This is a genomic window from Luteolibacter sp. SL250, assembly GCF_026625605.1.
Taxonomy (GTDB): Bacteria; Verrucomicrobiota; Verrucomicrobiia; order Verrucomicrobiales; family Akkermansiaceae; genus Luteolibacter.
Window position 1 is genome coordinate 2,326,897 of the sequence record NZ_CP113054.1, and the last position, 22,687, is coordinate 2,349,583.

The window sequence follows — 22,687 nt, forward strand, 5'->3', positions numbered from 1 at the left end:
GGGCGGATGGATGCGGTTCAGTTCGACGGCTTGCCGCTGATGCGGTTGTCCAGAATGCGGTCGTTGTAGCCCTGCACCAGATTCTCGATCTGGACGCGGCTGTTGCGGGTGAACGGCTCCTTGGCAAGGATCGCCTTGCCGAGAGCGTGGGACTCATAGCGGTCGAGGATCTCCCGGGCCGCGTTGAAGAGGGCGATGTTCTTCCGTTCCCGGTCGGAGACGACGAGCTTGAGCGATGACACCTCGCCGGTCAGGTTGCGGCTTTCCGTGGTCTTCGCCTGGGACACGGTTGCGGCCTGCTGGTAGGCGGCCTTCCACTTGGTGATGGCTTCCGTGTACTCGGCGAGGCGCTTGTCGCGGTCGGCCAGCTTGTTGTTCAGACCGGCGATGGTCTGTTCGGCGGCGGTCTTTTCCTGATCCGCCTTCTTTGTCTGTGCGACGAGCTTTTCACCCGACTGGGCGAGCTGGCTCTCCAGTTGCTTGTTCTTCGCTTCGGAGGCGGTGGTGATGGCCTGGGCGTTCGCCAGATCCGCCTGGGCGGTCCTCAGTTGGACGGCCGTGGTGCGCAGGGCTTCGCGGAGCTTGGCGTTCTCCGCGGCGGGATCCTGGGCGGAGGAAATGGAGGCCAGTGGGACGGTGAGTGCGATCAGGGAGAGAAAGGATTTCATGGACTGGCTGGCGGTTAGAAGCGTGCGTTGATGTCGAATTGGATGGTGTCCGTGGCGAGCGGCGGGCCGTCGATCTCGTCCGCGCTCATCCAGCGCGCGCCGATGCGGACGTTCGGGCTGATGGCGTAGGCACCACCGAGGGTGAAGCCCTTGAGGTTGGTGCCACCGCCGCCGAAGTCGGAATCGGTGAAGCCATCGAGGACGGCGTCACTCTCGACGTAGCGGTAGCCGAGGCTGGCAACCCAATCGCCTTTGCTGGTGAGTCCGGGCTTCCCGACCTGGAACGCGACGTTCCATGCGAGATCGCCACCTTGGAAATCATCAGGTGAGTTGAGCAGCGTACGGCCGGGGCGTCCGTCGCTGAACGCGCGGCTCGCCACTTCGGATTCATCGAAGCCGAGGTTCTTCGTGATCTCCCCGAGGAGGGAGAACTTCACTTCCTCATAACGGTCGTATTCGAGCTTTCCGGTCAGCGTCAGGTTGCGGAACTCGGATGCGAGGCCGTAGTACTGCCATTGGTTGATGGCACCGTTGTTGTTGGCAGGCGTCGGCACGATGTTGCGCAGGGGCATCCGGGTGTTGCCACGCTGACCGCCGATGAGCCTGCGGTGGTCGGTGTCGCCCTCTTGTGAGGAGAAGAGTGGGGTGAACGGTGAGGACAGCTCACCCTCGACATTCTTGAAGTCGTAGTAGGCCAGACCGACTTTTGCCTTCCAGTCGTCGTTGATCTTCCAGTCGATGCCAACCTGCGCCGCATAGAGCCACCGATCCGTGGACGCGATCTTCTCCGGCTGGTTGGAGGAGAAGTTGAAGTCCGTGTTGAAGATGGGGAACACGCCACCGGAGAAGAAGGTGGACAGCTTGTCTTCCACAAGGTTCACCCTTCCGCGCACCGCGAGACCGTCGAAACCGATGTCGTCGTCCCACTGGACTTCCGAGGAGAAGAACGGGCTGTCGAAACGTCCGAGGAAGAAGGTGAGTTCCTGACCGTCGTTCAGGCGCGGTCCTGCGTCATAGCTCAGGAAGGCGCGATCCAGCCAGAACGCATACTTCGAAAAATTGCCGCCACCGGAACCCAATGTCTGGTTGGTGGAGGTGGGGGAGTTGCTGTCTCCGCTGGCCAGGCGGATGCCGGCGTTGAAGCCGTCACCCAGCATGATCTCCGCTCCGGCGCGGAGGCGGATGCGCGCCCGCTCGCGGTCCTGGTCCGCGTTGTAGAGTGCGGGGAACTGGAGCGGCATGCTTGAGACATCAAACGGAGCTCCGGAGTTGATGGCGTTGTAGTTGGTGAACAGCGCGGAGGTATCGTTCTCGTTGCCGAAGTTCGTCCACTCATAGCGTCCGCGGAAGTCGCCGAAGAGACGGAAGGTGCGGGTCCAGTCCGGGACTTCCTGCGTGCCCCAGTTTTCCTCCCGCGCCTGGGCCATGAGTTCCTGGCGGATCTCGTCGCGCAGGTCCTTGCGGACGTTCTCAGGGATGTAGGTGACGCGGGTGTCCTGTCCCTGTGGAGTTCCGGTGTAGGGATCGATGGGCGCGGCTGCCGCGGCTTGTGCCTCCGTTGCCCGTGCTGCATCCGCCTCCGCCTGCTGGATGAGAACCTGCGCTTCCTCCGCCGTGAGGATGCCCTTCTGCACCAGACGCGAGATGAGATTGACCGTCACATTGGTGGACGGTCCGGCTTGCGGCGGTGTGGGTAGGACGGGATCGATGGCACCTTCTGCCAAAGGCAGATCGGCGGGCGGGACATCCGGTACGGGAATGTCGGCCGGTTCCTGGCCGTGGAGCGTCGAGGTGGCGATGAGTGCGATGGAGACGGAGCGGAGCATGGATGAAGATAGGAAAGTGATTCGGGGAAGGGAGGCTGTGGTGCCGGTATATCCGGCCCTCAGGGTTTGCGGCCGGAGATGCGGATGATGATGGGTGATGGCATGTCGGCGGGCGGCGCCTCATAGCGGGTACCGGGAAGAACCTGGGAGCTGATGGCGCGGTCGAGCGCGCTGTCACCGGTGGAGTCGAGCAGTTTCGAGCGGGTGATGAGCCCGCTCGCGTCGATCCAGAGAGCGACGCGGGTGGCGGGGAAGGTGGCCTTTCGGGTGGCGTCGTGCCTTTCGAGGGCGTTCTTCACGGTGCGGCCCAGACCACCGTTGAAGCGGCCATACTTGCTGCCCGCCCCACCGATGGTGTTGCCTCCACCGCTGCCGAAGTTGCCGCGTCCGCTGCCCTGTGTGAGGCCGAAGCCATTGCCGTCCCCGCCGCCGAGATTGGTGGTGAGTTCGGATGGAGGCTGTTCAGGTGCCGGTGCCCGCTCCGGTGGTGGTTCCTCCACCACGGGCTCCGCCTCGACCATTTGTTGTTCCTGGGGCGGGGGAGGTTCGCTTTGTGGCGGCGGTGGTGGTGGCGGAGGAGGCGGCGGTGGCAGCGTGATGTTGACGATGGTCGGTGGAGCCTGTTTTTTTGCCGGAGCGGTGGGACTTGATGACAGGAAAAGCACGGCCCCGGCGATGACCCCGAGGACGGCCACACCTCCGATGATGAGTCCGAGCGGGGACTTTTTCTGACCTTCTGAAGACATCGGGAAAGGGAACGGTTACTTCGGTGCCTGGGTTGCCAGGCCGATCTTCTCGACACCCACTCGGCCGAGCACATCGAGCACATCCATCACCCCCTGGTACTGGGACGCCCGGTCACCGCGCACCACCACCGGGAACTCCGGCGTGGAGGACTTCAGGGCGGAAAGCTTCGTCTCCAGCTCCGGCAGCGTCACCGGGATGGTGTTGAGGAAGATCTTCCCTTCGGGGTTGATGGTGATGGCCTGGGTCTTCGGCGCGCTGATGTCCGCCGCAGCCTTTCCACCCGCTCGCGGCAGGTCCACCTTCATGCCCTGCACCCCGGCAGTGGTCATGATGATGAAGATGAGCAGCAGCACCAGGTAGAGGTCCACCATCGGCGTGACGTTGATGTCGTCGTATTTTTCTTCAGCGGAGGCCATGGAGGGTCACGTTGAGGGAGTTGTTCTGCCGGGCGTTCAAGGTTTGCTTTCCGGGGTCGGGCGTTCCGCCGGGGCATAAGGGGATACCTCACCGGCGGGTGGGTAGTACTCCGCCATCTTGGCGATGAACTCATCGATGAAGACCTGGATCTCGGCGGTGGTATTCTTGATCCGGGAGTTGAGATAGGAGTAGATGAACAGCGCGGGGATCGCGACGACCAGACCCGCCACGGTGGCCAGCAGCGCGGAGGCGATGCCGGGTGCGATGGAGTTCACATCGACCTCACCGGACTTCGCGATGATGGCGAAGGTGATCATGACGCCGACGACGGTGCCGAGCAGGCCGACATAGGGGCCACCGGCGATGGAGATGGTCAGGTAGACCAGTCCGTTGGTGAGCTTGTGGGTGACGCGGACCAAGCCGGCGTCGAGCGCGGCGCGGATGGCCTGGATCGAGCGTCCGGAGAGTCCCTGTGTGCGGTTCTTGTCGCGTGCCAGACGGTGACGGATTTCCTCCGAGCCGATGTGGTAGATTTCGTAAAGCGGCGACTTTTCGACGAGCGCGAGCGTCGCGGGAGCGGTGCTGCCACCGAGCGTACGGATGCTCTTCTCATCGGTGTGGTCGAGCGCGGTGAGGTCGGATGAAAGGCTCTTCCACTGGCTGAGGAACTCCGCGGTGCCCTTCTGGATGGAGTTGAGGTAGGTGAATTTCCGGAAGGCGACGGTCCAACCGACGACGATCATGATGATGCAGACGCCGATGGCGATCCAGCCGTCGAACATCATGTTCCTGGCGATGTCACCGAAGAGCATGACGTGTTCGAGGGCGGCGCTGTGGCTGCCGGTGGCTTCACCCCCTTCGACTTCGCCGAGGAACAGGGTCCGCTGGGCTGCCTCAGATGATCCCTGGTTCGCGAAGGCGAGCTGGATGTCGCCCGGAGTCGGGGCTGTCCGTGTGATGTGAAGTTCATCCATTTCACCGATGAATGCCTCACTCTCTGCTGCGTGGCCGATGGCGAGCGCATCATTGCCGGCAGGCAGAACCGCGGCGAGCTGCCCGTAAGGCTTGCCGTCCAGGAAGAGCTGGAGGCCGCCATCCTTTGAAACGACGACGAGGTGGTGCCAGGATCCCGCGGCGACCGGTGCACCTGCATTGCTGCGTTGTCCCGCCGATTCGATGAGCGGGATGCCCTGATCGAGGAGGATCTTGAAGTCTCCGCGGGACAGGAGCGCGGCATTTGCCTGGAGGGACGCGGGCTTGATCCAGAAGCTCACACCCAGGTCCTGACCCTGGGTCCAGTTGATGGAGTCGCTGCCGGCGAGCGTGAGGGGCGCAGGCGAGGGAAGACGCAGTCCGCGGCCGATCAGGGATCCCTCGGCGAGGGTTGCGGCGGCGTTCGCATTGTTGGCATTGGAGGTGGCATCCGCCGGTGTCGGTTCGCTGAAATGATGGACTGCGGCGCTGTTGTCACCGTAGGCCTTGGCTTTGTCAGGAGCCGCGACGGCGGGATCCCCGCCACCGTAGTAGAGGTAGGCGGTGGTTTTACCTCCGCTGGTGATCTCCGGCAGCCTCACCCAGACGAATGCCTCATTCAGCAAGCCGTCCCACTTCTCCACCTGGTAGGGGAGGGAGGTCTTGCCATCACCGGCGATGAAACGCAGGTCGGATCCGCCTTCGGTCGCGTTGGCGAACTGGAAATTGCCGTCGTGCAGGCGTACCAGCACCGTGGCCGCGCCGCTGGCATCGGACGACGCTGCGGAGGTATCGAGGGTGAGCAACTGTCGCTGGCTCCATGCCGGGTTCCACCAGGCGGCGGGCTTGTCCTCGGCGTGAAGGATGGAGGTCTGGAGCAGCGGCAACGTGAGCAATGGGATGATGAAGCGCATGGACGGTGATGGGAGAAGGGGAGGAACAGGAGGGTTGGTGGATCAGAAGTCGGCCCAGCCACGGAAAGTGATGAGTGGGTCGAACGCCCGGGTGGTTCCCTGGTCGAGAATGGGGAGCGCGAAATCCACGGAGCCGTGGTAGTGGCCCGCATATTTGAACCGGGTGCCGACACCGAAGCTGGCAAAGGTCATGGTCGAGTCCTGGCCGGCAAGGGGGTCGTAGATTCCCAGGATGCCACCTTCGAGGAAGGCATGGATGCGCCATTCGTCACGTCGCTTGCCATTCTCATCCTCGACTCCGGTGAATGAAGGTGTGCGGTATTCGAAGGTGGCGAAAATGCCATTGTCACCGAGGGCCTCGGACTCCAGATAGCCGCGGGCATTTCCTAGGCCGCCACCAGCGAGCTGCTCGGAGTTGACCAACGGTCCATCCGCGAGTTGTCCCTGCAGCTTGCCGAAGAGTTGCGAGCCGCAGGTCAGGTCGATGGTGTGGGAGATATCCCCCCTCAGGTGGAAGAAGCTGGCGCGGGAGTAGGCGCGCTTGTCGTCGAAATCACTGTCGTCGCTGCCTGCGAAGCCTCGCAGGTGGAGGGTTGCCGTCAGATTGACATCGGTGAAGCGGTCTTCACCAATGAAAGCCGCGGAGTAACTGGCGGAGAGGGGGAAATACTCGATGGGTGCCTCCCGAAGGACGACTCCGCCGCTACCGGCATAAGTGGTTTCCTCAAGATTTTTCCAATCCAGGCCGAGGGTGAATGTCTGGTAGAAATCTTTTCCGGGCGGGAGATCGAAGATGGCTCTCAGCCCCAGGATCTCACCAGCTCCGGCGACTGCCGTGGTGCCGCCCAGCGTGGAAATATCACTCTCCTGCTTGGTACCCTGGAGCATCAAGCTCACCCTCTCATTGATACGGGCCAGGTAGTATGCGGAGTAGACAAGTGAGTCGTCGGTGTTTTCCGGAGCGACTTGGAAGCTGCCCCCGGCGGTGTGGCCCCGCTGGAAAAGGTTGCCGTAGCTCAGGGCCCCGTTGAGCCGCAGCTTGCTTGTGTCGGCGCTGTAACGGTTGTTGAGCTCGAGGGAACCGTGGAGCGGCAGCTTGTCCTCCACCGTCAGATCGATGTCCACGGTGCCTGGCTCCGTCCCCGCCTTCAGGGACGGCGTGACGCGGCGGTCGGCCAGCCGGTTCAGTGCGATGATTTCTTTCTCGGTCTGTTTGAGGTCCGGGACTTGGCCCTCCGCCAGCGATGGGACGGCGGCCCTGATCCTGCTCGGCAGGAACCACTTCACGCCATTCACCCGGAGACGGGCCACCTTGCCTTCCACCACTTCGAACCGGATGATCCCGAACCGCGGGTCCTGCTGTGGAATGAGCACGGAGACGGTCTGGTAGTTCTTGTCCCGGTAGGCCTTTTCCAATGCCTGGCGGGCCTTCTCAACGTCGTCCGCGGTGCGGGCGGGACCCAGGTAGGGATAGACGGTTTTCTGGATCTCCAGGGTGGTTAGCTTCGTTGAGCCGGAGATGCGGTATTCCTTCACATAGAAAACCGGCGAAGGTGCCGCTGCTTCGGGCGATTGCGCGGGCGAGAGACCATGGGCCAACAGAAGCAGGTAACCGGCAGCCACCCGGAGCGGGAGAAGGCATGGCGGTCTGCTGGAAGGGAAACACATCATCGGAACGCCGGACCTTCCTTCCGGGGGTGGGGCCTAACAATGATGTCCCGGTGACGAACTTGTAACCCCGCTCTGGATGATGGGAGGTATCCTCTGTGTCGCCGGAGTCACCCGACCAATTCGGAATCCGACGGCAACAGCTCGTGGACCGATTCCTCGGCGATGGCGAAAAGGGCGATGGATACCAGAGATGCGGCTACCGAAAGGGGGATACCAACCACTCCCGACAGCCACAGGGCCAGTTGTGCGACAAGCTCTCCCGTTGATCGAGGAGGAGCGTTTGTCAACCGGGTCCGCGTTTCGCTGTGGATGGAATCACACGTACCGATCAGACGGAACATCTCCCACCGGGTGCGCTGCCACGCCCGCGCACCGGTGTTGCCTCCGGAACTCGGGTCCAGCAGTTCCGCAGCGATGCGGCTTCCCAACCGTTCCCATGAATAATGGCGGAACCGGACGGATGACAGGTTGGGAACTTGCTTGATGAGATAGTCGATGTCGATTTCAGGCAGGATGGTCACATTGCCCCCCAACATCCGCGGGATTCTCCGGATGCGGAGGAATATCGGGTGAAAGAACCGTCACCCTGCAAAAATGCCCCTGACTTGCAGGGGCATTTCAGGAAAAAATGGTGGAGGCGAGGGGAGTCGAACCCCTGTCCGGAACATCATCAGCACAGGCATCTACACGTTTAGCATGCGGTCTGGAGTTTCGGTCGGACTGGGCCCACATGCGGCGTTGTCCTCCCTAGGAACCTGTTTGATCTCGATGGGAAACCCGGTTCCCCGGTTTCCCATCCAGCCTGCTGGGTAGTCGCCGTTCCCCTCAGCAGGTGTCGGGGTTCAGGCGTGGTCGTCAATTAAGCGGCCAGTGCGAGCTCGTTAGAGTCTGCATTTATTTGTTTTGAGCGGCTTTTTAGGAGGCCAGCCGTTCAACCTCCACGTGCAACCAGCGCGTCGAACATCCCGTCGAAACCAGAACGCCCCCTGACACTGAGTCAGGGGAAATGTGCCACGGAAATGACAATCCGCAAGGCCCTTTATTCAGATCCTCCGGCGGCGGAACCCCAGGGTCCCGGTTCCCAGCAAGAGCATGGCCAGCGAAGCGGGTTCAGGGATCGGGGAAATGGTGATCGCCTGGAGGCCGACGTGGGCGTTGGCATCCGTGGAAAGACGGTCGGTCATCCTGTAACGGATATTCACTTCATCCGTAGTGGTGTCCGGGGTGAAATTTAGGCTGAAAAGGTAGGCGGCTTTTCCATCCGACGGATTTGCGGAAGGGATCGCTACGGTTTCCGTGTAACTCAGGGTGCCATTGATGAAGACTTCAAAGGTGCCTTGGGCGCTGAAATTATAGACCCATACGCTGATCAGGCTCTGGCTCGGAAATCCGCTGAGCGTGGTCTGGATGCCGGCTCCGGAAGGATTGGAGGTTCCGGTACCATTCGGGCCCAGCTGGCTGTTGAAAATCCCCGTGGGCCGGTAGGTGGTGCTGGTGCCGGCATCCGGTTCAGTCGGAGAGGTTCCGTTGTCGTAAGTGAAGAAGCTCACCGGCGCCCCGGTCGTTGTGTTTGCGGGACCGCGCAGCGAACCACCGTTCAGGGTGGAAAGCTCAAAATTCCGGGGGCCCGTAAAGCTGCTGTTGGTGGCGGCCAGCGGCCCGGAGGTGAGGCCGTTGCCGCGGGTCCAATAGGCCCAATCCGTATCCGGTCCCGATGGCATCACGTGTGGAGGCGTGCTGGCATCGTTCGGAGCGATGGTGTAGGAGCCTGTGACCGTGGCACCGTGGACGGTGCCGCAGATCACGGGGAGGGAGGCGCATGCGAAGATGAACGATGGTTTCACGGCGACAGATGGAAAATGACGATTGATTGCGGCTCCAATAGGTCACCAGACCGGGCCATCGACCGGTTCTAACTGTGGATCTGAGGGTTGTCGATCAAATGTTCGGATCCATCGGTGCCTTGATCGCGTCCGACAGCACGGAAATCCGGCCCGTATCCAGGCGGTAGATCCAGGAATGGATGGCGATCTCCTGTCCCCGTGCCCAGGCATCTTCCAGGATGGTGGTGCGTGCGACGTGTTTCGCCTGGTGGAGGACGTTGTACTCGCACAGGCGGTCGAGGGCATCCGCCGGGGAAAGGCCTTCCAGCTCTTCCTTGTAGAGCCTCCGGAGCGAGCGGATGGGGGCCAGCCAGTTGTCGATGATGCCGTGGCGCACGTTTTCCAGCGCAGCCTTCACCCCGCCACAGCCGTAGTGGCCGACGATGAGGATGTGCTTCACTTTCAGGACATCCACGGCGTACTGGAGCACGGCCAGCACGTTGAAATCCGTCTCCGCGACCACGTTGGCCACGTTCCGGTGGACGAACACCTCTCCCGGAGCCAACCCGGTGATCTGGTTGGCCGGGACGCGGCTGTCGGAACACCCGATCCACAGATACTCGGGGGTCTGTTGGTTCGCCAGGCGGGAGAAAAAGTCCGGCTCAGCCTTGATGACGGAGTCCGCCCAGTTGCGGTTGTTGTCGAGGAGTTGTTTCAGCGTGTCCATGCCCGGCGGGATTGAAGGACCTATACGGGCGGGAGTCGATGACGAATGCGCGGATCAGAAAGTACCTTCCGGGATGGCAATGACCTGCCCGTCCGCCAGCAGCCGTTCCCGGAGTTTCGTGTAGTCCACTTTCTGCACGGCCTGCTTGTCATCGATGGCGATGGCCGCGGCGGTGGCGGTGGCCTGTGCGGCGGCCATGAAGGTGAACTCGATGCGGTAGGCACCGTAGGCAACATAGGAGGAGGAAGGGCAGGTGGGGGTCAACAGGTTGCTGCATTCCGTTGCCTTCGGGTAGAGGCTGCGGTAGGGCACCCCGAAAGGGATCCAGTTGGTGCCGCCGAAGACGGCTCCCTCATTCCAGGCAAAGCCGTCCTTCACGATCCGGCGGGCATTGTGGAGGTCGTGCGGCCACCAGACCATGGCGACGGAATCCTCCACCGGCAGGGTGTTGGTCTTGGTACCGTGTTGCTCGATGAGGACGAAATCCGAGACCATCCGGCGGCCATTCCGGACGTAGAAAGTGCGCGGCCAACCATCGTTGTCGGTGAACTCATCCTTGGCGGTACCCCATTGGGACCAGATCATGCGGGTCTTTTCCGGGACGGCGGGATCGTTGGCCAGGAACCAGCAGAGGCCCTTGATGTAGTCCAGGCTGTCCTTCAGCATCTTCTGCCGGTCGGCGTGGGAGGCCGCCGGGTAGCCGTGGTTCCAGTTCGGCATGTTGCCGGTGAGGTGGTGCCAGCCGCCGGGGTCCGTCTTTCCGGTGGGCAGGGCGGGGTTCGGCGCGCCGACATTGCCTCCGGCCTCCAGAAAGCGGCGCTGGAGTTCGTATTTCGTGACGTCATAATTGTCCGGCTTCGCGAAGGGGATCCGGAGGGCGGGATCCTTGGTGAAGTTGTTGCGGAACGCGAACGCCTGGATCGCCGGACTGGGTGCGCCATGTTCGCCCAGCGCCTCGTCGCTCACTCCGAAGATCAGGCCGCTAGCCGGATCTCCGGGCGTCTTGTAGGGATCGATCTTTTTCTCGAACTGGCTGTGCTTCGTGGTCGTGACGATCCCGTTGAGAGTCTCCCCATACTTCGTGTTGCCTTCGCGACCCACGGTGCAGGTGACGCCGGCGGCGGCCAGAAGGTCGCCTTCATAGGTCGCATCGATGAAAACTTTGGCACTCACCGTGTCCCCGGAAACGGTGCGGACGGACGTCAGGGCGGCTCCATCCTTCACGGCGGCCCCCTCATCGGCCAGGCGCGCCCCGCGGATGACTTTCACTTTCGCCTCCGCCGCCCATTCGTCGAAAACTTTCTCTGCGACATGCGGCTCGAAGCGCCACAGTTCCTTTTTCTTGGTCTTGGCCCGGAGCATCTCTTCGAACGGTTCCTCCCGTCCATAGGCTTTTGCGATCCGGCGATAGTAATCCAATGCCAGTCCGCCCACGGCCGGGCTGTTCTGGAACGGGCCGTGGTTGTCGATGTCGGTTCCGCCGAGGCCCTCGCTGGCCATGCTGCCGAGGTGTTGGCCGGGTTCCAGCAGGATGACGGACTTGCCCATTTTCGTTCCCTGGACGGCGGCGACCACTCCGGCGCTGGTTCCCCCGTAGATGCAGATGTCGGCGGAGTGCTCTGCGGCTTGCAGGGGGAGGAGGAGGGCTGCGGTGAGGAAAATGTGGCGGGTCATTCCGGATGGGTGGGTTTCGAAGCTGCGGTTTTCCGATACGCGTCCCGGCTCCGCAAATTTCAATCTATCGGGAGTAAGGAGGAAGGACACCCTTGTCCTTCAACGGCATTGGTGATTCAGGACGGAGAGGATCTGTGGTGGAGTGGCTTTGCTCCGTGTTCCGGTTGCAGTCGGTGGACAGGAATGGAAGCAAAGCCGACATCGCGGCTTTGCCGCAATGTCCACCCTCCTTACTTTACACCAGCTGCAGGCACTCCTCCACCGGTCGCAGGCCGTTGGAGGGCGTGGGATCCGAAAGGCAGGCGGTCGCCGCGCCGATGGCCATCCGCAGGCATTCCTCCAACGTCCAGTCCTCATGAATGCCATACAGAAAGCCGGTAGCGAAGGCATCTCCCGCGCCGTTCGCCCCGCGGATGTAGCCGTCCGGCAGCTTCGGTGAAAGGCGGGAGACGAAGCTGCCTTCCGCAGTGGTGAGGAACCCACCCCATGCCGTGTGGATCACTGCCGCGCGGCGCACTCCGAGGGAAATGAGTTCCGCGGTGGCATCTGCAAGATCCGTTTCCGAGTCCGCCGGGATGGAGCGTCCCAGCACCCGCGACGCCTCCAGTTCATTGATGATGGCGTAGTCCGTGTGCCGCAGCGAGCTGAGGGCGATGTCCCGGAAGCGGGGATGCTCCGTGCTCACCAGGTCGATGCTGGTGACCAGGCCCGCTTGCCCCGCGCGGGCGAGCAGATGCGCGGCGAGAGTTTCCCCGTCATCGGCGAACGAATCCAGTTTTTCCAGGATCATCAGCAGCCCCAGATGGAGGATCTTCGCGGACGTGGAGGTGAAGTCGATCTGGTCGCCGTCGAACAGCGCGTTGGTGCCCGGATCATGGAAGAAAGTCCGGCGGCCGTTCTTCTGGTTGCACATCACATCCGTGAAGGAAGTGCCACGTTCTCCGGTGAAATGGACGAAGGTGGTGTCGATGCCGTCCGCCTGCAGGTCATCGAGGATCCAGCGTCCGTTGTCATCATCTCCCAGCAGGGCGGCGGCCTGGATGGGGAAGTCCACCTTCATCCGGGCCAGGTTCTTCACCATGTTGTAGGGACCGCCGCCATTCGACCGCGTCTGGGAGCGGATGATGGCGAGCATATCTTCCGTCGGGTAGTCGTCGATGAGCTTGATGTAATCGACGAGAAAGTTTCCCGCCGTGAGGATGCCGTGGCGTTTCATGGGCGGGTGACGGTTCCTTTCTCGTGGGATTCCAGGGCGGCGGCGAAGATCCGGTGGCTGGCCACGGCTTCCTCCGGAGTCGCGCAGCCGAATCGTCCGTTGAGGTTGCCTTCCCGTTCCTCCAGATAGGCGGCCCACATCTGCTGGATGACATCGGGGAAACCCGGCTCGAAGATGCCGCCCGTGACCGTCTTGAACGGTGTGCCGAAGCCGAGATCGGTCCGCTTCCACCATTGCTCCTTGCCGCGCTCGAACATCCACAGTGTTTTCGGCTCCGCAGTGGAATAGCGGACGCCGCCATTCGTGCCGAGGATCTCGATAAACCAGGTGTTCGTCGCGCCGGGGGCCAGGCGTTTCATCTCCAGCCGCAGCGGGACCTCGTCCTCCCCGATGTGGGTCCAGCAGTGGAGGAGGGCGTTGTCCCAGGTGTCGCACTGCGTGGTGCCGCCCTTGCCATCCGGTCGTTGCGGGTAGCCCTTCTGGAGCTGGGCGAAGAGCTTCGTGGGATTCCAGCCGAGGCGGAGTGGCAGGTGGCAGGCATGCATACCCAGGTCATTCAGCACGCCGCCTTCGCCGCAGGTCGCGTTGATGCGCTTCCAGTTCGCCGCTTTTGTCGGATCCAGGTCGCTGCTGTGGTGGAAGCCGGAGACGACTTCCAGGATCCTGCCGATCCCGCCGGACCGCGCGATCTCCAGCGCACGCTGCGCTCCGGGAAAGAAGGGCATCTCCGAGGAACAGCGGACAAAGCACCCGCTTTCCTTCACCGCAGCCAGGATGTTCTCGGCCGCCGCCAGGTCGATCCCGAAGGGCTTTTCCGCCAGCAGGTCTTTGCCCGCCTCCAGCACGTCCAGATAGATCGTTTCATGGAGATGGTGGGGGACCGCGACATAGACCACCTCGATCTCCGGGTTGGCCAGCAGCTCATGGTAGTCCGTCACCAGTTGGCTGCACGTCGGGATGTTCCTGAACCACTCCAGCGTCGCGGGGTTGAGGTCCGCCACGGCGGTGAGGACGGGTTGCACGGTGACGTCCGTGAGCGCGCACCAGCGGGCGAACGCGCTGGTGATCTCGCGGCCCATGAGGCCGCCACCGATGATGCCGATCTTGATCTGTTTCATGAGAGTTCTGTGGAATGAATAGGGATGGATTCCGCCCGATACGCGGAGGCCAGGAGGGAAATCGGATGCACCACCTCCATGGCGACGCCCTCCGCTTTCAGCCCGTTGACGATCTGCAGATGGCAGCCGGGATTCGCGGTTGCCAACACGGTGGCACCCGTCGAGCGGATGTTCGCCACCTTGCGGTCGAGCAGTCGCTTCGACTCCTCCGGCTGGGTGATGGTATAGACCCCGGCACTGCCGCAGCACCAGTTTGCTTCCGGCAGTTCCTTCACCAGAAGGCCGGGGATGAGGGAAAGGATCGCGCGCGGTTGCAGGGCCACCTTCTGCCCGTGGGCGAGGTGGCAGGAATCGTGGTAAGTGACGATGGTGGGGGCGGCGAAGGGGGAGGCGTGGGGAGGGCGCGGATCGGTTCCCGCGAGGAACTGGTGGATGTCCTGCACTTTGGCATCCCACAGCGCGGCTTTCGCGGCGTAGGTGGGATCATGCTCCAGCAAATGGGTGTAGTGCTTCAGATGGGACCCGCATCCGCCGGCATTGGTGATGATGGCATCATATTGATCCGGCGGAATGAGATCGATGAGGCGGCGTGCCAGTTCCTCCGCGATCTCCTGTGCGCCGTTGTGGGAATGGAGGGAACCGCAGCAAGGCTGGACCGCGGGAGTGTGGACTTCACATCCGTTGGCGAGAAGCACATCGGCGGTGTCCCGGTTGATGTTGGAATAGGCAAGGTCCTGGATGCAGCCGGTGAGCAGCGCGACCTTGTGCTTCGGCGCGGTCCCGGGATACTCACGTTCCCTGATAAGGTCGTCGGAGAATTTCTCCGCGATCCGTGGTGCCTGCGGGGCGAGGCGGCGGAGGTTTGCCGGGAGGAGGGGCGTGAAGAGTTGGTCGAGCTTCAGAGTCTGGGCGAGGTGGAGGAGCCTGCCGGTGAGGCGGAGGAGGCGTGGGCGGGTGAAAAGGATCTCGAGCGTGAGGGTCCGCCAGAATGTGCGCCCTGCGCCATCGTTGACCTGGGCGGACTCGATGTGGGCGCGTGAGGTTTCGAACAGCGTGGCGTAGTCAACCCCGGCGGGACAGGCGGTCTGGCAAGCCAGGCAGCCCAGACAGTATGACATTTCATCGGCGAAACTCTCGGTGACCGCCAGGTCTCCGTCGGCGATGGAACGCATCAGGGAAATCCGGCCGCGCGGGCTGTTGCGCTCGCGCTTTGTGGTGTCGTACGTGGGGCAGGTCGGCAGGCACATGCCACAGTGCATGCACTGTTGCAGGATGGAGTAGTCGAGTTGGTGGAGATTCTGGGGCATGTGACATCGAGCGCCGGACGTCCGGGGACGGACGCGGAGTTCACTGGATCATATCTGCGGATGTGGAGGGGGTGTCCCTCCCGGTTCCCGAACAGCATCACACCGATCTGCGCCGGCGGACCGCGCAACCGGCGAGTCCGGCGAGAAACAGGATGGTGTGGCTTGGCTCTGGAACGATGGTGAGTTCGAGGATCCCGCTGCTTTCGCTGAAACGCCATTCGTTGTCGCCGTCAAGCAGGGTCCAGAGTCCGGAGTCTCTTTCGAAGTCGCCGGAAGTACTGGTGACTTTCGCGCCGGTCCAGTCGATCGACCCTCCTGCATCCACGATCTGCCATGAATTCCCATTGGCGAGCGCGGCGGCGGTGAGGTTGAGGTTGAGCGTGCCGGTGAGGTTCAATGTGCCATCACCGGAAATGCTGTTGCTGTCGCCATCCGCACCGATGTTGAAGAGATAGGTCCCGAGGAGGTTGAAGGTGGCTCCGCTGGCGACCAGGGTCGATCCGCCGCCATTGAGTTCACCGGTGGTGGTGACATTGAGGGTGCCCCCGTTGACAATCGTGTCTCCCGTGTAGGTGTTGATGCCGGAGTAGGATTGCGAAAAGGTTCCTTCCTTCCGGATGGACAGGTTGCCGGTGACGATGCCGGAGAACGTGGTGTTGATGGTGGGGTTGATCGTCAGCGTGCTGGTCGTGGCCGAGGAGTTGGTGATCTCGTGCGTGCTGCTGGCGGCGCTGCCGCTTACAGTGATCCGGTTGACCGTCTCGTTGAAACCGTTGAGGTCGAACCTCTGCCGGAGGGTTGCTGCGGCGGTGGTGCCCAGTTGGATCACCGTGGAATTGTCGATGCGTTCTGAAGCCCCGAGTTTCACGACGCCTTGGAAAACCGTGAGCTGGCCACCGGTGTAAGTCCCCTCGAGGGTGACCATCGTGGTGTCAAAGTTGTCGCTGGTGTCGCTGCCTTCTGTCCGGATGGTGAGGGTGCCCGCGGAAGCGTCGATGTTGCCTTTGACGATGAGATTTCCGCCGAACTGCGATCCGATGCGCGCCGCTGAGCCCGAGGTGGTGATGGCACCGTCCCAGGTGGCCGTCGAATTTGAGCCCACCCGCAACGCGCCGAAACTGCCGGCGGCACCGTCGCCTGCGATGGTGATGGATTCCCCGCTGACGGTGACGCCATCGGCCAGGACGACTCTAGCACCGCTGGCGACAGTGGTTCCGTTGCCTGCGCCCGACGCCCCGAGAGCGCTGTTGTGCGCGATGACCAATGCGCCGGATCCGCTGACGTCGGTGATCCCCGTGTAGGAGTTCGCTCCGGACAAGGTGAAACTGCCGGTGCCGGTTTTGTTGATGCCGCCGGTACCGGAGAGAGCTTCGGCCAACGTGACGGTGTGGTTGATCTCGAAGGTGGAGTTGCTCTGCAATGTCCAGGACACGTTGGTGAGGTCTGCCCAGGTGACGTTGTTGATCCGTGACTGGATGGTGCCTCCGTTCAGGAAGATGTCATGGGTGCTGGTGGAGTTGGATTTCAGGATCCGGCCGACCGAGAGGGTCCCTCCGTCGAGGCGGATCACCCCGCTGGTGGAGGAATCCACGGTGTTGTCTCCCTGGAGATCCAGCCGGTTCACGGCGAACAAGCCTGCGTTGATGTCGAGCAGGGAGGTGCCGGAGCCGAAATTCAGGTAAAAGGTTCCTCCCGCATTGTCGCCGACGGTCTTCCGGTATTCCCCTCCATTGAGGACCAGTGTCGCATTTCCGCCGCCATTGCTCATGCCGTCCGCGTCCGTACCCACACTGTTGAAGATGCCGCCGGTGATCTCCATGTTGCCTACGGTGCCGGAACCGTTTCCGATGAAGAGTCCGCGGATGCCTGGTCCACCCAGACTCATCTCCCCCTCGGCCGCGGAATAGACCAGCCGGTGATCCCAGTCGATGTTCGTTGCACCCGCAGCTCCCACATTGATCCGGATATCCGCTCCGGATGGCACCGCGCCACCGTTCCAGTTCGCGCCATTCGTCCAGTCGTTGCTGTCACTCCCGTCCCAGAGGAATGGGGCTGCATGGACCAAGGTTGATCCGGCGAGGAATCCTGCGGCGGACAAAGGGGCGATGAAATCGGGCTTCCGGGGAAAAATTTGCATGGGTCTGGATGAGCAATGGATTTGTTGCTCAAGCAATTCGGGGAACTTGCGGGTGGTTTGTCGAGTTGTTAGAGGCATCAATCCGTTTTAATCGAAGATCTTGCCTGGATTGAGGAGGGAACCGGGGTCGAGTGACCTTTTGATGAGACGCATGAGGTCGATGCTGTTGTCGCCGACCTGCTGCCTGAGCCAGGGCTTCTTTGCCAGACCCACGCCATGTTCGCCGGTGATGGTGCCTCCAAGCGACAGGGTCTTCCGGACGATGGCATCAAGGGCCAGATGCACCCGGTGCATCTCGTCCGGATCCCGCTCGTCGGTCAGGAAAGTCGGGTGGAGATTGCCATCACCCATGTGTCCGAAGGTTCCGCAGATGAGCTGGTGCTCCGCAGCGGTTGCGGAAATGAAGGCGACCATCTCCGCGAGATGGCTGCGTGGGACGGTGACGTCCTCCAGGATGGTGGTGGGGCGGACGCGTGCGAGGGCGGAAAACGCGCTGCGCCGTGCGGAAGCAAGCTTGAGGGATTCCGCCTCGTCCTTTGCGGTGACGACTTCGCGGGCCCCATGGCTGCGGGCGATGGCGGCCATCTGCGCGGCCTCATCCTCTACCGCGGCGGGATGGCCGTCCGTCTCCATCAGCAGGAGCGCCTCGCAATCGAGCGGAAGGCCGATCTTCGCATAGTCCTCCACGCAGCGGATGGTCATCCGGTCGAGGAATTCCAAAGTGCAGGGGATGATCTTCTCCGCGATGATGGCGGACACCGTCTCCGCAGCGTCCTCCATCCTGCCATAGGTCGCCAGCATGGTGCGGCGCGCCGCAGGCCGGGGGAGCAGCTTCAGGAGCACCTCCGTGATGATGCCCAGTGTGCCCTCGGAGCCGATGAAAAGATCTTTCAGCGAATAGCCGGCCACATCTTTGACGCACGCATTGCCGAGCCGGACGATCTCCCCGGAGGGAAGCACCACCTCCAGCCCCATCACATAGTCGCGGGTCACGCCGTATTTCAGGCCACGCAGCCCGCCGGAGTTCTCGGCCACATTCCCGCCGATGGTGCTGATCTTCATCGATCCCGGATCGGGAGGATAGAAAAGCCCGTGGGCCGCCGCCGCTTCGTCGATCTTCTGGGTGATCGCGCCGGGCTGGGCGCGGAGCGTGAGGTTCTTCGGGTCCACTCCCAGGATGCGGTCCATGTTCACCGTGCACAGCACGATGGCATCGGGAGATGGCACGCTGCCGCCACTCAGCCCCGTGCCTGATCCGCGGGTGACGATGGGGATGCCCTCCGCTGCCGCCAGTTTCACGCACGCCGCGACCTGCTCGGTGTCCTGCGGAAAGACCACGACTCCCGCGCCGCCTTTCAGCGCCGCCGTGCCATCGAAGCCATAGGGGATCAGGTCCTCGGTTTTCGTGAGGACGTTGCCTGCTCCGGTGATGGCGGCAAGTTGTCTGGCGAGCGGGTGCATGAATCGGTTCGGAGAGTGAAAAGAAACCCCGGTTCCCGGGGATGTCATCCGTTAATCAATTTCTCCGCCGCGTCCACGTCCGCATCATCATGCACCATCGCCATCAGTGCCGCGACGATGCCCTTCGGATTCGGGTGCTGGATGACGTTCCGTCCATAGACGATGCCGCTGGCTCCTTGTTGCAGGAGTTCGTGGGTGCGCTGGAGGATCTCCCGGTCGCTCACGCGGCCACCGCCACGGACCAGCACCGGGATGCCTCCCGCGGCCTCGATGACCTTGTGGTATTCGGAAACATCCGCGGTCGGGTCCGCCTTGATCACATCCGCCCCCAGCTCCACCGCTTGCCTGACCAGGTGGGTGATCTTCGTCAGGTCACCATCCACCATGTAGCCGCCTGCGATCTCGTTCGGTTGGAAAACCAGCGGCTCCACCATCATCGGCATGCCGTAGTAGTCCGCCTGTGGTTTCAGGCGGAGGATGTTCTCCACGCACTGCTGGTGGACCTCCGGCGCGCCGGGGATCTGGAAGAGGTTCACGCACACGCAGGCGGCGTCATTGCGCACCGCCTGGAGCATCGTTTCCTCGATCATCAGGCTGAAGCTGCTCGAAAGGAGTTCCTTGCCATAGACATTCGCCACATCGGTCCGCAGCACCAGCGCGGGCTTCTGCTTGCCGGGGATGGACTGTAGGTGGCGCGCCTGGCCCAGAGTGAGCTGGATCGCGTCCGGGTTCGCATCGACGAGGATGTCGATGGCCTTGCGGATGTCCTCGATGCCTTGGAGGAATCCGGGCTGGTTGAAGAAACCGTGGTCCACGGCGACATCGAAACAGCGGTTCGACTTCGGGTTGAAAAGGCGGTTGAGACGGTAGGATTTCATGGAAAGTAAGAACGGCGCTCTACGGACGTCGCTGGAATATTGGGATTCTCCGGAGAGGTTGGAAGGATAACCGCAGGACGGATCGAATTGCGGACGAAATGGATCGAAAACATGCGTTCCATCCATCGCGGTCACCGGCTCCGCCGGCCGGGCGTCAGATGCCCAGCAGATGGCGGATGATGTAGAGTTCCAGCGCCTCATAGTCCCGCGCATCGCGGAACTGCTGGACCAGTCCTTTGTCCATCGCCCGGTATTTCGCGACCAGGTGGAGGAAGATCTCCCGGGAGTTCTTCAGGTGGTCGGTGACCGGGCTGCCCTTCTGCGTGCGGATGGCTTTCACATCGAGCCCGACGAACGCGTCGTAGCCGGACTCTTCCAAAACCCGCACCTGGTTGAAAGCGGCGCGGAGGTTCGCGGAACCGAAGTTCTTGTCCTGGTCATACTTCAGGCCGTTCTGGTCGTTGAGGTGGACGCTGCCCAGCTTGTCATGCGCGAGCGCGAAGGCCATCTCATCGCTGGCGTCCAGACCGGCGAGCATGGCGTGGGCGCTCTCAATCAGGCCCTTCACCCGCTTGTGGTCCGTGGAGGCATAGGAAAGCGCGATGGCGTGGCCGATGGTGGGCACATACGCCTGGTCGGTCGGTTCATTCGGCTTCGGCTCGATCCAGATCTCGATGTCCTTGTCGTATTCCAGCACGTTGTTGATCGTTTCAAGGATTCGCTGGTAGGCCAGCTTCGCATCCTTCGCCTCGCGGATGTAGGAACCTTCACGGGCCAGCCACAGGACGATGGCTTTCGATCCAATGGCGTTGGCGATGTCGATGGTCTTCTTCGTGCGGTCCCAGGCATACGCACGGTCGGACGCGCTGTTGGAGGTGTAGCCGCCGTCCACCGTCTCATCCGCGAACCACAGGCGCGGTGCGACGAACTCGGGAGTCAGACCCTGGTTGTCCAGCATGGCCTTCACCTCCGAGGCCTTCGCGGAAATCTGCGACGCGCTCAGCCCATCGATTCCCGGAACCACATCGTCATCATGGAACTGCACGCCCTCGAATCCCAGCGGGCGGTAGAGCGCGAACTTTTCCTCATGCGGAAACACGGGGCGGGAGTCCGGGCCGAAAGGATCGCCGCCTTCGCTGATGTTCCATGGACCAAAGGAGAACCGGTATTGGGTTTGCGTGCTCATAGTTGGATCCATCATGCATGGAATGCGGCGCTTTTCTACGCGCGGAGGCTCAATTTATGGGATGATTGTCTCAAATTGGATTGTTGGGATGGGGGAATGGTGCGATGAAAGTGCCGGTGAAAGGCCTCCGTGAAACCATTGATCCTCCGGCGGGACAGGCATTCCGGACCATCTGCTGGACCCGGAACCTGCGGGAAGTGGACTCGATACAGCCGGATGGAACGAGTGAACGGATCGGAGGGGAGGGCGTGCACTGGCACCACCATGTGGAGATGGAACTCACCCACTTCACGGCGGGGAAAGGCACCCGGTTTGTGGGGGATCACATCGGTGAATTCGGAGCGGGGGAGCTGGTCCTTCTGGGCAGCAACCTGCCCCACTACTGGCATGCCCCCGGTGGGAGTGCCGGAACCTCCATCCAGTGGCATTTCCCCGCGACCCATCCGGTATGGGAGTTTTCCGAACTGGCGGCCACCAAAGATCTGCTTGGCAAGGCAGAGCGTGGCTTCCGTCTGAAAGGCACCACCGCCACGCGGGTAGGGGGGATCCTCGAAGGAATGACCGGCGTGAAGGCCGGAGAGCGGCTCTCACGGTTGATCGGGATTTTCTCGGTCATCGCCGACATGCCGGAACGGCACCGGGAGATCCTTTCGTCGCGGTCGTTCGGCCTGTCCGGATCCAGGCATCAGGCAGCAATTGCTGCGGCTGTGCGGCATGTGGTCGGCCATTTTCGTGGGGAGATCCGCATGGAGGATCTGCTGAAGCTCACCGGCATGAGCCGCCCGACCTTCGCCCGCCAGTTCAAGGAACACGCGGGCCGGACCGTGAGCGAGTTTGTGAACAAGCTGCGGCTGCAGGCCGCCTGCGCGGAACTTCTGGAGACGGAACGCTCCGTCACTGAGATCGCGCTGAATTGCGGCTTCGGGGAAATCTCTTTTTTCAACCGGCTGTTCCGTCGTGAAAAGGGATGCAGCCCCCGGGAGTTCAGGAAGCGGACGGCGTCCGCACCGGCTTGACCAGCATCACGCTGTCGTCGGCGCACGGTTTGTCTTCCGTGGGGTGGAACCCATACTTTTCGTAAAAACGCAACGCCCGCAAATTGCCGGTCTTCACCTCGGCGCGGATCAGGCTGAATCCGTTCTCCATCACCCAGCTCCAGACTGTGTCCATCAGGCGGAGGGCGGTGTCGCCGCCCCGGAGTTCCGGTGAGATCCAGACCTGCAGCAGCTCACCTTCGGATGGATGGTCCGTGTCACGATAGACGGCAGCCAGGCCGAGTGGCGGGTCACCGGGGACGATGAAGGTGGCGCGGTCGCCGCCGGTGGCGGAGGAGTCTGCCTGCGCGGCCCAGCTCGCGGCATCTCTCTGGGATGCTGCCTCATGGGTGGTGGCAAATGCTTCGGGTGAGTCCAGCAGGGAACGCAGCCTCGCCTCGCGGTAGAGCGCCCCTTCGCCGGGTATCAGACGGCGGACGATCATCGCCTCACTTGCCGCTCCCACATTTCTTCGAGATCCGCTTCAATAGATCGGGATCCTGTTCCAGTGTCTCCGCCAGCGCACGGATGACATTGAGCGTAGGCCGGGAAACATGATGCTCCATCCCCTCCACATCGTGGTAGATGGTTTCCTCGTCGATTCCGAACAACCGCAGAAAGCGGGTGAGCGTCTCGTGCCGCTCGACGATGGCCTTGGCAATCCGCAGCCCCTCCTCTGTGAGGACGGTACCACGGTATTTCTCGTGCTTCACCAGTCCCTCCGCATCCAGCCGCTGGAGCATGTTGGTGACACTGGCCTGGGAGATGCCGAGGTTCTTCGACACATCCACCGCGCGCGCATATCCCTTTTCTTCGATCAGGTGGAGGATCTGTTCGAGGTAGTCGTCCATTGCGACGGAGCCGCTGGTGCGCCGGGGTGATTGTGTCATGGGCGGGCAACTCTAACGGCG

At 62.3% G+C, this 22,687-nt stretch carries 20 protein-coding genes and 1 other RNA gene; 1 reads left to right on the plus strand and 20 read right to left on the minus strand.

Going from position 1 to position 22,687, the window contains the following annotated elements; all coding sequences use genetic code 11:
• Nucleotides 1-17 precede the first annotated feature (17 nt).
• The 18 genes from OVA24_RS10295 to OVA24_RS10380 all read right to left on the minus strand — a co-directional run bounded on the left by OVA24_RS10295 (nucleotide 18) and on the right by OVA24_RS10380 (nucleotide 20,742).
• Nucleotides 18-668: a hypothetical protein gene (locus OVA24_RS10295; protein WP_267675131.1), complete on the minus strand. Its 651-nt coding sequence runs from the start codon at nucleotides 666-668 to the stop codon at nucleotides 18-20.
• Nucleotides 669-682: 14 nt separating this feature from the next.
• Nucleotides 683-2,494: a putative porin gene (locus tag OVA24_RS10300; RefSeq protein ID WP_267675132.1), complete on the minus strand. Its 1,812-nt coding sequence runs from the start codon at nucleotides 2,492-2,494 to the stop codon at nucleotides 683-685.
• Between the two features lie 59 nt (nucleotides 2,495-2,553).
• Nucleotides 2,554-3,240, minus strand: a complete 687-nt coding sequence (locus OVA24_RS10305) for an energy transducer TonB (protein ID WP_267675133.1) — start codon at nucleotides 3,238-3,240, stop codon at nucleotides 2,554-2,556.
• 15 nt (nucleotides 3,241-3,255) lie between these two features.
• Nucleotides 3,256-3,657 carry an ExbD/TolR family protein gene (locus OVA24_RS10310; protein ID WP_267675134.1) on the minus strand — a complete coding sequence of 134 codons (402 nt, stop codon included), beginning with the start codon at nucleotides 3,655-3,657 and terminating at the stop codon, nucleotides 3,256-3,258.
• Nucleotides 3,658-3,693: 36 nt separating this feature from the next.
• Nucleotides 3,694-5,544 carry a DUF2341 domain-containing protein gene (locus OVA24_RS10315; RefSeq protein WP_267675135.1) on the minus strand — a complete coding sequence of 617 codons (1,851 nt, stop codon included), beginning with the start codon at nucleotides 5,542-5,544 and terminating at the stop codon, nucleotides 3,694-3,696.
• Between the two features lie 42 nt (nucleotides 5,545-5,586).
• Nucleotides 5,587-7,167, minus strand: a complete 1,581-nt coding sequence (locus OVA24_RS10320) for a ShlB/FhaC/HecB family hemolysin secretion/activation protein (RefSeq protein ID WP_267675136.1) — start codon at nucleotides 7,165-7,167, stop codon at nucleotides 5,587-5,589.
• 155 nt (nucleotides 7,168-7,322) lie between these two features.
• A complete protein-coding gene (locus OVA24_RS10325) occupies nucleotides 7,323-7,751 on the minus strand; it encodes a hypothetical protein (RefSeq protein ID WP_267675137.1) in 429 nt (142 codons plus the stop codon).
• Nucleotides 7,752-7,844: 93 nt separating this feature from the next.
• Nucleotides 7,845-8,202: a transfer-messenger RNA gene (gene ssrA / locus OVA24_RS10330) on the minus strand.
• A gap of 56 nt (nucleotides 8,203-8,258) precedes the next feature.
• Nucleotides 8,259-9,059, minus strand: a complete 801-nt coding sequence (locus OVA24_RS10335) for a PEP-CTERM sorting domain-containing protein (RefSeq protein ID WP_267675138.1) — start codon at nucleotides 9,057-9,059, stop codon at nucleotides 8,259-8,261.
• Between the two features lie 94 nt (nucleotides 9,060-9,153).
• The gene (locus OVA24_RS10340) at nucleotides 9,154-9,765 is read right to left on the minus strand and encodes a carbonic anhydrase (protein ID WP_267675139.1); all 612 of its coding nucleotides are present in this window, start codon (nucleotides 9,763-9,765) and stop codon (nucleotides 9,154-9,156) included.
• Between the two features lie 54 nt (nucleotides 9,766-9,819).
• Entirely contained in the window at nucleotides 9,820-11,439 is a 1,620-nt protein-coding gene (locus tag OVA24_RS10345; protein ID WP_267675140.1) for an FAD-dependent oxidoreductase, read from the minus strand.
• A gap of 235 nt (nucleotides 11,440-11,674) precedes the next feature.
• Nucleotides 11,675-12,655, minus strand: a complete 981-nt coding sequence (locus tag OVA24_RS10350) for a carbohydrate kinase family protein (protein WP_267675143.1) — start codon at nucleotides 12,653-12,655, stop codon at nucleotides 11,675-11,677.
• Nucleotides 12,652-13,773 carry a Gfo/Idh/MocA family protein gene (locus OVA24_RS10355; protein WP_267675145.1) on the minus strand — a complete coding sequence of 374 codons (1,122 nt, stop codon included), beginning with the start codon at nucleotides 13,771-13,773 and terminating at the stop codon, nucleotides 12,652-12,654. Before OVA24_RS10355 ends, OVA24_RS10350 begins: the two co-directional genes overlap by 4 nt.
• Nucleotides 13,770-15,080 (minus strand): (Fe-S)-binding protein, encoded by a 1,311-nt coding sequence (locus tag OVA24_RS10360; RefSeq protein WP_267675147.1) that lies wholly within the window; start codon nucleotides 15,078-15,080, stop codon nucleotides 13,770-13,772. The genes OVA24_RS10355 and OVA24_RS10360 overlap by 4 nt, the downstream gene beginning before the upstream one ends.
• Before the next feature lie 97 nt (nucleotides 15,081-15,177).
• A complete protein-coding gene (locus tag OVA24_RS10365; RefSeq protein WP_267675149.1) occupies nucleotides 15,178-17,217 on the minus strand; it encodes an autotransporter-associated beta strand repeat-containing protein in 2,040 nt (679 codons plus the stop codon).
• A gap of 87 nt (nucleotides 17,218-17,304) precedes the next feature.
• On the minus strand, nucleotides 17,305-18,678 hold the full coding sequence (locus tag OVA24_RS10370; RefSeq protein WP_267675150.1) for an FAD-binding oxidoreductase: 1,374 nt from the start codon (nucleotides 18,676-18,678) through the stop codon (nucleotides 17,305-17,307).
• 44 nt (nucleotides 18,679-18,722) lie between these two features.
• Nucleotides 18,723-19,556, minus strand: coding sequence for a class I fructose-bisphosphate aldolase (locus OVA24_RS10375; RefSeq protein ID WP_267675152.1), 834 nt, complete (start codon nucleotides 19,554-19,556; stop codon nucleotides 18,723-18,725).
• A 154-nt stretch (nucleotides 19,557-19,710) separates the two neighbouring features.
• The gene (locus OVA24_RS10380) at nucleotides 19,711-20,742 is read right to left on the minus strand and encodes a TIM barrel protein (protein WP_267675154.1); all 1,032 of its coding nucleotides are present in this window, start codon (nucleotides 20,740-20,742) and stop codon (nucleotides 19,711-19,713) included.
• A gap of 116 nt (nucleotides 20,743-20,858) precedes the next feature.
• On the opposite strand from OVA24_RS10380, the gene OVA24_RS10385 reads away from it, so the two are divergent.
• Entirely contained in the window at nucleotides 20,859-21,758 is a 900-nt protein-coding gene (locus OVA24_RS10385) for a helix-turn-helix transcriptional regulator (protein WP_267675156.1), read from the plus strand.
• Here the strand turns inward: OVA24_RS10385 and OVA24_RS10390 are convergent.
• Both OVA24_RS10390 and mntR read right to left on the minus strand, forming a co-directional pair.
• On the minus strand, nucleotides 21,727-22,221 hold the full coding sequence (locus OVA24_RS10390; RefSeq protein WP_267675163.1) for a GNAT family N-acetyltransferase: 495 nt from the start codon (nucleotides 22,219-22,221) through the stop codon (nucleotides 21,727-21,729). The genes OVA24_RS10385 and OVA24_RS10390 overlap by 32 nt on opposite strands.
• Nucleotides 22,222-22,225: 4 nt before the next feature.
• Nucleotides 22,226-22,666 carry a transcriptional regulator MntR gene (mntR, locus tag OVA24_RS10395; RefSeq protein ID WP_267675165.1) on the minus strand — a complete coding sequence of 147 codons (441 nt, stop codon included), beginning with the start codon at nucleotides 22,664-22,666 and terminating at the stop codon, nucleotides 22,226-22,228.
• Between the last annotated feature and the right edge of the window lie 21 nt (nucleotides 22,667-22,687).

Bases quoted from the DNA above. Each gene is read 5' to 3' on its own strand.
- OVA24_RS10300 (WP_267675132.1), bottom strand. From the start codon at position 2,494: ATGCTCCGCTCCGTCTCCATCGCACTCATCGCCACCTCGACGCTCCAC.
- OVA24_RS10360 (WP_267675147.1), bottom strand. From the start codon at position 15,080: ATGCCCCAGAATCTCCACCAACTCGACTACTCCATCCTGCAACAGTGC.
- OVA24_RS10345 (WP_267675140.1), bottom strand. From the start codon at position 11,439: ATGACCCGCCACATTTTCCTCACCGCAGCCCTCCTCCTCCCCCTGCAA.
- OVA24_RS10375 (WP_267675152.1), bottom strand. From the start codon at position 19,556: ATGAAATCCTACCGTCTCAACCGCCTTTTCAACCCGAAGTCGAACCGC.
- OVA24_RS10325 (WP_267675137.1), bottom strand. From the start codon at position 7,751: ATGTTGGGGGGCAATGTGACCATCCTGCCTGAAATCGACATCGACTAT.
- OVA24_RS10295 (WP_267675131.1), bottom strand. From the start codon at position 668: ATGAAATCCTTTCTCTCCCTGATCGCACTCACCGTCCCACTGGCCTCC.
- mntR (WP_267675165.1), bottom strand. From the start codon at position 22,666: ATGACACAATCACCCCGGCGCACCAGCGGCTCCGTCGCAATGGACGAC.
- OVA24_RS10370 (WP_267675150.1), bottom strand. From the start codon at position 18,678: ATGCACCCGCTCGCCAGACAACTTGCCGCCATCACCGGAGCAGGCAAC.
- OVA24_RS10305 (WP_267675133.1), bottom strand. From the start codon at position 3,240: ATGTCTTCAGAAGGTCAGAAAAAGTCCCCGCTCGGACTCATCATCGGA.
- OVA24_RS10315 (WP_267675135.1), bottom strand. From the start codon at position 5,544: ATGCGCTTCATCATCCCATTGCTCACGTTGCCGCTGCTCCAGACCTCC.
- OVA24_RS10340 (WP_267675139.1), bottom strand. From the start codon at position 9,765: ATGGACACGCTGAAACAACTCCTCGACAACAACCGCAACTGGGCGGAC.
- OVA24_RS10365 (WP_267675149.1), bottom strand. From the start codon at position 17,217: ATGCAAATTTTTCCCCGGAAGCCCGATTTCATCGCCCCTTTGTCCGCC.
- OVA24_RS10310 (WP_267675134.1), bottom strand. From the start codon at position 3,657: ATGGCCTCCGCTGAAGAAAAATACGACGACATCAACGTCACGCCGATG.
- OVA24_RS10350 (WP_267675143.1), bottom strand. From the start codon at position 12,655: ATGAAACGCCACGGCATCCTCACGGCGGGAAACTTTCTCGTCGATTAC.
- OVA24_RS10380 (WP_267675154.1), bottom strand. From the start codon at position 20,742: ATGAGCACGCAAACCCAATACCGGTTCTCCTTTGGTCCATGGAACATC.
- OVA24_RS10390 (WP_267675163.1), bottom strand. From the start codon at position 22,221: ATGATCGTCCGCCGTCTGATACCCGGCGAAGGGGCGCTCTACCGCGAG.
- OVA24_RS10355 (WP_267675145.1), bottom strand. From the start codon at position 13,773: ATGAAACAGATCAAGATCGGCATCATCGGTGGCGGCCTCATGGGCCGC.